Annotated in this window: 9 protein-coding genes; 1 reads left to right on the top strand and 8 read right to left on the bottom strand. The window is 55.7% G+C overall.

What is annotated here, in order from left to right; genetic code table 11:
• Both ACXJ5O_RS13850 and nadA read right to left on the bottom strand, forming a co-directional pair.
• The coding region (locus ACXJ5O_RS13850) for an FAD-dependent oxidoreductase (protein ID WP_457300391.1) at window positions 1-411 on the bottom strand (411 nt) is incomplete at its 3' end.
• A gap of 14 nt (window positions 412-425) precedes the next feature.
• Window positions 426-1,499, bottom strand: coding sequence for a quinolinate synthase NadA (gene nadA / locus ACXJ5O_RS13845; RefSeq protein WP_457300390.1), 1,074 nt, complete (start codon window positions 1,497-1,499; stop codon window positions 426-428).
• A gap of 582 nt (window positions 1,500-2,081) precedes the next feature.
• Between nadA and ACXJ5O_RS13840 the strand changes: the two genes are divergently transcribed.
• Window positions 2,082-3,320, top strand: coding sequence for an MFS transporter (locus tag ACXJ5O_RS13840; protein WP_457300389.1), 1,239 nt, complete (start codon window positions 2,082-2,084; stop codon window positions 3,318-3,320).
• A gap of 54 nt (window positions 3,321-3,374) precedes the next feature.
• Here the strand turns inward: ACXJ5O_RS13840 and ACXJ5O_RS13835 are convergent, their stop codons facing one another.
• From ACXJ5O_RS13835 to rnc, 6 genes are all read right to left on the bottom strand, one after another.
• Window positions 3,375-3,662, bottom strand: a complete 288-nt coding sequence (locus ACXJ5O_RS13835) for a PTS sugar transporter subunit IIB (RefSeq protein ID WP_112527772.1) — start codon at window positions 3,660-3,662, stop codon at window positions 3,375-3,377.
• Window positions 3,663-3,691: 29 nt separating this feature from the next.
• Entirely contained in the window at window positions 3,692-4,153 is a 462-nt protein-coding gene (locus ACXJ5O_RS13830; RefSeq protein WP_457300388.1) for a PTS sugar transporter subunit IIA, read from the bottom strand.
• Between the two features lie 21 nt (window positions 4,154-4,174).
• Window positions 4,175-5,581 (bottom strand): PTS galactitol transporter subunit IIC, encoded by a 1,407-nt coding sequence (locus ACXJ5O_RS13825; protein ID WP_112527769.1) that lies wholly within the window; start codon window positions 5,579-5,581, stop codon window positions 4,175-4,177.
• 165 nt (window positions 5,582-5,746) lie between these two features.
• Entirely contained in the window at window positions 5,747-6,514 is a 768-nt protein-coding gene (gene recO, locus ACXJ5O_RS13820) for a DNA repair protein RecO (RefSeq protein WP_457300387.1), read from the bottom strand.
• A gap of 15 nt (window positions 6,515-6,529) precedes the next feature.
• Complete coding sequence (gene era / locus ACXJ5O_RS13815; protein WP_112527765.1) at window positions 6,530-7,471, bottom strand: GTPase Era; 942 nt, start codon at window positions 7,469-7,471, stop codon at window positions 6,530-6,532.
• A complete protein-coding gene (gene rnc, locus ACXJ5O_RS13810; protein ID WP_457300392.1) occupies window positions 7,471-8,181 on the bottom strand; it encodes a ribonuclease III in 711 nt (236 codons plus the stop codon). Before rnc ends, era begins: the two co-directional genes overlap by 1 nt.
• Between the last annotated feature and the right edge of the window lie 22 nt (window positions 8,182-8,203).

Genomic DNA, 8,203 nt, shown 5'->3' with positions numbered 1-8,203 from the left:
AGCCTGCATGATCGCACGGCCCGCCATATCGCCGCGTACCCTGACGATGCGGCTTTCAGAATGCGCCGCCTCGCGCGATACCTGCAGCCTGCCTTCGAGATCGCGGTCGAAGGGAACGCCATAGCCGAGAAGATCGTGGACACGGGACGCCGCTTCGCTCGCCATCAACCGCGCGATGTTCTCATCGACGATACCGTCACCAGCGGCGACCGTGTCGGCGACGTGCTTTTCCTTCGTGTCGCCTTCCGAGACGGCAGCAGCAATACCCGCCTGCGCCCAGGCCGAGGATGCACCACGGCCAATGGGTGCCGCCGCAAGCACGGTGACTGGCCGGGGAGCAAGTTTCAGTGCACAAAAAAGTCCGGCAAGTCCGCCACCGATGATGATGACGGGATCGGAATGAGTGGACATCAGCTTTTCTCGCCTCAGTTCTTCAGGTTGACCATACGCTCTACAGCGAGCCGTGCCCTTTCGGCGATCAGCGGATCGACGTGAATTTCTTCACGCATGTAGACCAGGCTTTCAAGAATGTTCGGCAATGTGATGCGCTTCATGTGCGGGCAAAGATTGCACGGCTTGATGAACTTTACGTCCGGTACTTCAGATTCGATATTGGAGGCCATCGAGCACTCTGTAACGAGCAGCACCTTGGCCGGACGATTGTCCTTCACATAGTCGATCATGCCTCGCGTCGAGCCGGTATAGTCGGCGATTGCCACCACTTCAGGCGGACATTCAGGATGAGCAATGATCTGGATATCCGGATCGGCTGCCCGATATGCGAGCAACTCATCCGCCGTGAACCGCTCGTGCACCTCGCAATGGCCTTTCCACGTCAATATCTTGACGTTGGTCTGTGCGGCGACATTCTGCGCGAGGAATTCGTCCGGAATGCACAAAACCCGATCGACGCCGAAGCTTTCGACAACCTGGACTGCATTGGCCGATGTGCAGCATATATCGCTTTCCGCCTTCACTTCAGCGGAAGTATTCACGTAGGTGACAATCGGCACTCCCGGATAGGTCTCGCGCAACAAGCGTACATCAGCCCTGGTAATGGACTCGGCCAGCGAGCAGCCAGCGCGCATGTCCGGGATCAGCACAGTTTTGTGCGGATTGAGAAGTTTGGACGTCTCCGCCATGAAGTGTACACCGCATTGAACGATGATCTCCGCGTCCACGCGTGTCGCCTCTTTGGCGAGCTGAAGGGAGTCACCGACGATATCGGCCACGCAGTGAAAAATCTCCGGGGTTTGATAGTTGTGGGCGAGGATGACGGCGTTGCGCTGTTTCTTCAGACGGTTGATCGCAGCCACATAAGGTGCGTAGACCGGCCATTCGATCCGCGGGATATGGTGAGCGACACGTTCGTACAGATGCTCGGTTTCGGCAGCGATCTCCGGTGTATAGGAAAGATCCGGCATCTTGAGAACGCCAAACCGATCGGCTGCAGTTTGACCGGACACACGGTCGGTCTTGATGCGGGCAGCGCTGGTCATATCCACTTCCTCCTGGACATTCTTTCACTCGGCAAGTTGGCCGAGTTTTGGTCGCTGGCCATTTATACTCACTTTGAGCATATTTATGACCAAAAGAAAAACGGCAGGGCCGTCGCGAAATACATAGGGGATTATTTTGCTGGCTTCAAGGTTGATAATCGAGCTTTTTGTGACTCCCTGGCGGGAAGGATACGCCAGGTGCGGCCTTGACGACCTTTCCATCCCCGGAATTACCCTCCCCTGGACTGACGATAATCGTTGTAGCGGCGCTCTTGCAAATAGCGTCTCTGCGGGCTGTCGCCGCCGATACGCGGTGTGCAATCGGTAAACACCTTCGCATCCCGATCGCTTGGCCGATCGCACCAAACGAGTGGACTGACGCTGCCGGAGTTGGCGCAACCGCCGAGAGTCCTGGCGGCTAGCAGAATCGGCAGAAGTATTCGCATGAAAATCAATCCTTTACTCACCCCAAGGTCAGGACCCGAGATACTCATCAAACTCATTTATGTACCAATCAACTCAATTCAATTGATTGGGATAACAAATGCGATAATTCTGCTCCTCCCATAAAAGGAGACGGCCATGCCGCAGAACGAAGCAAGTGTCGTCCAGAAGTCCGGCGTGCCATGGCTCATCATTATTGCCGGCTGTCTCATTGCGCTTTTGACGTTCGGGCCTCGTTCCGCGATGGGATTCTTCCAGCTACCGATGCTCGCCGAGAAGGGTTGGGATAGAAGTACGTTCGGCATGGCCATGGCACTGCAGAACTTGTTCTGGGGTGCCGGACAGCCATTCTTCGGCGCGATCGCTGACAAGTATGGCACGTGGCGCGTGCTGCTTCTGTCCGCGCTATTCTATTCGAGCGGTCTGGCCATGATGGCTTGGGCCACCTCGCCGGGCATCCTCTATCTCGGCGGCGGTGTCCTCGTGGGTCTTGGTATTGCCGCGGGTTCCTTTGGCGTCATTCTATCTGCCTTTGCGCGTAATGTTTCAGCAGCCAGCCGGACCTTCGTCTTCGGTATCGGCACAGCAGCGGGCTCCGCGGGCATGTTCGTCTTTGCGCCGATCAGTCAGGGCCTCATCGATCGGTTTGGCTGGTCGGATGCGCTGGTCTATCTCGGCTTGGCAATGTTGATTGTTCCAGTCCTTGCCATACCCCTGCGTGGCAATTCCTCAAGCGGCAGAACCAAGGAAGCTCAATACAAGCAGTCGATTGGCCAGGCGTTGAAGGAAGCATTCGCGCACAAGAGCTATCTGCTACTGACGACGGGCTTCTTCGTTTGCGGGTTTCAAGTGGCGTTTATTACGGCACATTTTCCTGCCTATCTGGGTGACATTGGCATCGATGCTACCTATGCGGTATTAGCTTTGGCACTCATCGGATTTTTCAACATCATCGGTTCGCTTGCATCAGGCGTGATCAGCCAACGCTACTCCAAACCAAAATTTCTGGCGTTTCTCTACCTCGGGCGTTCTATATTAGTCACGGCCTTTCTACTTCTTCCGCAAACAGGAACGTCCGTGGTCGTCTTCGCGATCCTCATGGGACTGATGTGGCTTTCGACTGTGCCGCCGACAAATTCACTCGTCGCCATCATGTTCGGCACCCGCTATCTCGGCATGCTGGGCGGCATCGTGTTTTTCTCGCACCAGATCGGCTCGTTCCTGGGTGTCTGGCTCGGCGGGTATCTCTATGACCACTTCGGCAGTTATGATCCCGTCTGGTGGCTCGGAGTCGTGCTCGGTATATTCGCGGCTATTGTGCATTGGCCCATCGAAGAGACTGCCGCTGCACGCCCTGCCCTGCTGCCAGCGGAATAGACAAATCCGCCGTTCAAGCCAATGAACGGCGGATTTGTCTTGTGCAGTTCAGCCTCAATCTCTCAGAAGAGCTTCAATCTTGTCGAGCGCTTCCGCTTTACCGATACCTGTCAGAAACGCCAGTGTGGTGATGACAGGCTTGGCAAGATCCTTTGGCAGCTGTGCGGTTGTGACAACGAGATCGACATCATCGATCTGTCCTGCCACTTCCGTCGTCTTGCACTGCCTCGAATTGAAGCGGATGCCACGCTCCTTCATTGCATCCTCGACCGCATGCGCCACCACTGTCGACGTGGCGATACCTGTTCCGCATGCAAAAAGCACGGTTTTCTGCCGAGTCATAAGTTCCCTCCCTGATTCTTAATGCAAACTTATCGCAGAAGGCGGGACACGTCTTCCACCGATTCGGATTGGATCAGCGCCGAAATAATCTCAGGTGACTGAATTGTGCCGGCGATCTCCTGCAACATTTCAATTTGCTTATCCTTGTCATTGAGGGCCATCAGGAAAACCACGCTGACCTGCAGCTTCTCGTCCGGATCTTCCATATTGGAAAACAACACCGGTTCAACCAGCGTTGCAAGTGCCAAACCGGGCCTCAGCACATGTTCAGGATCTGTGTGTGGTACGGCTACGTTGTTGTCACCTCCGAGCGGCAAGCCCGTGGGCAACATGACCTCACGGGCGATTACGGCATCGGCGAAGCTAGGTTTGACATATCCCAGCGCTGACAGTCGATCAGCCAAAATGCGGATGACATCGTGGTCTGTCGCGGCCTTGAGCCCGAGGACAATCGCCCCGGGATCAAGATAGTTCATCAAGGCTTGCGCCATTCATCTACTCCACTGGTGCTGTTAGACGGTTTCATCTGTCCCGAGATCGTCGGCACCTGCCGCTCGCTCCCACGCCGCGGTGTTGCGTCGATAGGCCCAGAAGGCTCCGGCGATGACAATCGCCAGCACCGCAAGCCCAACTGCGCCGAGGTTTTGGATAAGAGCGATAACGACATAGGGTATCCACAGGAACCCATCGACAACGCTCGTGATCTGCACTGCATTTGCGGGCATCTGGAAGCCAGACGATTGGGCCGCAGCGGTAAAGAGCGGCGCAAGGGCATTGGCGACATAAAAGCCGACAGCCAGAGTGACAGTACCGACGATCACCATGCGGAAGACATTGCCCTTGAGAAGTGGCGCAGTCATGGCGACAAGGAACGGAATGACTGCAAGATCAGCAAACAGGATGACACGGTTTCCGGGCAGAATGATCGACAGGATGATTGCGATCGGCACAAGAATGAGCGACGACGAGATTGCTGCGGGGTGGCCGATAAGAATGGCGGAATCCAGCCCCACCAGCAGTTCGCGATCGCCGGTACGTTTACGCACGAATTCCTGCGCTGCATCGGAAACAGGCAAAAGGCCCTCCATCAGGATCTTCACCATGCGCGGAAGCAGCAGCATGACAGCTGCCAGCGTCATGCCGGTCTGGAGCACCTTCGTGAGCACTACGCCGAAATCACCAGCGTTGTAATAGGCGATGATGCCAAGCACGAGACCGATGATCAGACCGAGAATGACCGGTTCACCGAAAACACCGAAACGCCGTTCGAAGGTTTCGGTGTTGAGCTCGATCTTGTTGATGCCAGGAATGCGATCAATGATCCAATTGAGTACGATCGCAATTGGAAGAATTTGCGCCGATGCCAGATGCGGCACGGAAATGCCCGGGATTCCATAGAATTTTTGTACTGCCCTAGCGGACCAATCCGCAAACAGCAGGCAAAGCGCAACCATCAGCGCCGCGACAATCAAGCCGTAAGTGAGGCTGTTGGTCGCTGCGACGGCAAGCGAGCCTATAAATGCAAAGTGCCAGAAGTTCCAAACATCGACGTTCAATGTGCGGGTAAGTCGCGTCAATAGCAGCGCGATATTGACCACGATGGCGATTGGGATAACCCATAGGCCCACCGATGATCCAAAGGCGATCGCTGCGGCCGATGGCCAACCAACATCCACAATGTCGCGATGAATGCCAGTATTGGTGACTATCGCCTTGGCGACATCGCCAATCGACGTAAGCATCAGCCCGAGAACAAGATTAATACCGATGAAGGCAACGCCGATTGTAACGGCAGCCCGGAACGCCCTGCCCGGTCTCGCCCCCAAAACCAGCGCAATGATGAAAATTACAATTGGCAACAGAACGGTCGGTCCCATTGCGTCGACGGCGGCTTTCAAGCCGGTCAAGATAGTATCCATTCAATTCCTCCCCCGCAGTCCTCCTCGACCGCACATCACAGAACATTTGTATTCTGCAATGCATCAATGTGTACTCATATGCAATTTGCTAAGTCAACGCATGACTTTCGACAGAACACGGTTTGGCGAAATCCAGATCGCGAAGTTGCAGTTTTTCAACAAGTTTTAGAGGAGCTGGCTAGTCTCGGAGGGGGAGATTGCCGAATTCGACAATGATCTGGCAACAGCATTCAGGAAGCCGTCGCGTGCTTCAGGCGGCTTCTGTGCCCTGGGTTCCCAGACATGCCGGGTGAAGAAAAAACTGGTAAGCCGGAACGCAGTGATGATCTCGGCAAGCGATGCAGCCCGCACGCTCGAGTTGACCAGGAACGGCGGCATGGCAAGCAGTTTGTCTGCCCATGGCGCTCCGGCATCGCGCGAGACTGCGCGTCCGGATTTCGGCGATACATAGGTCAGGTTCTGATCCGTGCCCGTGGAGGCGCAGCGTTTCAGATCCAGGCCGAAACCCAGTTCCTCGAGCATCATCACTTCGAAGCGCACGAGCAGTTCGCCGGCAATCAATGTATCTTCGCAATGTTCGAGGATGATCGCCAGCGTTTCGAACAAATTCTGATGGGKATCACGCTCCGGCAGCAACCGCAGATGCGCGGCCGCCAGTTGCAGCCCGTAAAGCGCCACTGGCTGCTCGATCAATCGGGCTGCAGAAAAACTGACAGGCTCGACCTGCATCATGYCAAGATGTTCATCTATACGCGCGCGCCAGATGACGTCGACGCGATTGCCTGCCTGCAACAACGGTTGCATGCGACGAGAACGCCCACCCCGTACCAGTCCCATATGGCGGCCGTGGTCGCGCGTCATCAATTCAAGGATAGCACTGGTTTCCCCATGCCGCCTTGTTCCAAGGATTATGCCCTCGTCATGCCATTCCATATAACGAGACTGGCGCTATGAGTTCGGGAATTCAAGGCCCATTTCGCGGTAACGCTCAGGGTCATTGCCCCAGTTGTCACGAACCTTGACGAAAAGAAAGAGATGCACCTTCTGATCGAGGATTTCCATCAGTTCCTTGCGCGCGGCCTGGCCGATGGCTTTGATTGCTTGCCCCTCGTGTCCGAGAACAATTTTCTTCTGGCTGTCGCGCTCGACGTAGATCACCTGCTGAATGCGAACAGAACCGTCCTTCTTCTCTTCCCAGCTTTCGGTCTCGATGTGTGACGAATAGGGCAGCTCATTGTGCAAGCGCAGATAGAGCTTTTCGCGGGTGATTTCCGCTGCGAGCATACGCATGGGCATGTCGGAAATCTGATCCTCCGGGTAGTACCACGGACCTTCCGGCAAATTGTCGGCAAGGTATTTCAACAGATCCTTGCAACCATAGCCCTTCAGCGCGGAAATCATGAAGGTCTTGTCGAAATTGACCATTTCATTGGCCTTTTGCGCCAGCTCCAGCAGCTTCGGCGCCTCGATACGATCCACCTTGTTGAGGACGAGGATCACCTTGCGTTTCTTCTCATGGAGACTGCCCAGAATGGCTTCAGCCTCTTCGTCGATCCCTTGCTCGACATCGATGAGCACCAGAATAAGATCGGCATCCTTGGCACCGCCCCAAGCAGTCGTGACCATTGCGCGGTCCAGACGGCGTTTCGGCTTGAAAATGCCGGGCGTATCGACCAGTACCATCTGCGTCTGCTCGTGAATGACGATACCGCGCACCAGCGCACGCGTCGTCTGCACCTTATGGGTAACGATCGACACCTTGCTTCCGACGAGCTGATTGACCAGCGTTGACTTGCCCGCATTCGGCGCGCCAATCAAAGCGATAAAGCCCGAGCGGGTTGGGACATCGGGCTTTGCGTCGACTTCTGTTGTCTGTTCTTGTTCGGTCATCATGGTTCTTCTTCCTGCGTCTTCTTACGAACGCCTTGACGATAAAGCAACGCAACCGCGGCTTCCTGTTCGGCAATGCGCTTCGAGCGGCCGATGCCGGTCGCGGGATCGAAGCCTTTGACATCGACCTTCACCGTAAACTGTGGATCGTGATCAGGACCTGTGCGGTCGACCACGCTGTAAATCGGTTGAGCGCCATTCTGCTGGTGCGCCCATTCCTGTAATTCTGTCTTCGGATCGCGCTGCGCCGAGTTGATCTCGCGCGAGCGGGCATCCCAATAGTGCTCGATAAAAGGTTGCGCCGCTTCCAGTCCGCCGTCCAGATAAATCGTGGCGATCAGCGATTCAACCACGTCGGCGCGCAAGCTTTTAAGCCGTTTGTCCGCAAGACCCTTCACGTCGGAGCCGGTACGAATAAACTCGTGCAGACCGATCTCGTCAGCAACAGACGCACAGGTATCGGCGTTGACGAGGGAGTTCAGCCGCAATGACAGTTCTCCTTCCGTCGCGGTTGGATAGGCCCGGAACAGCAGTTCGGCGATAACCAAGCCGAGAACGCGATCGCCCAGAAACTCGAGGCGTTCATAATCCGATCCGGCCGAAGGGCGCGCGCTTGCATGYGTAAGTGCACGCTCCAGGCGGCCGAGATCGCGAAAGCTGTGCCTGGTTTTTTCCTCCAGTCTGCGAACGGCGTCGGYGGACAGGCTCATTGGCTCATCAATTGTTCTGGAC

The organism is Phyllobacterium sp. P5_D12, assembly GCF_054049495.1.
Note: the sequence above shows the minus strand (reverse complement) of the source record. Positions and strands in the feature narration are given on the sequence as shown.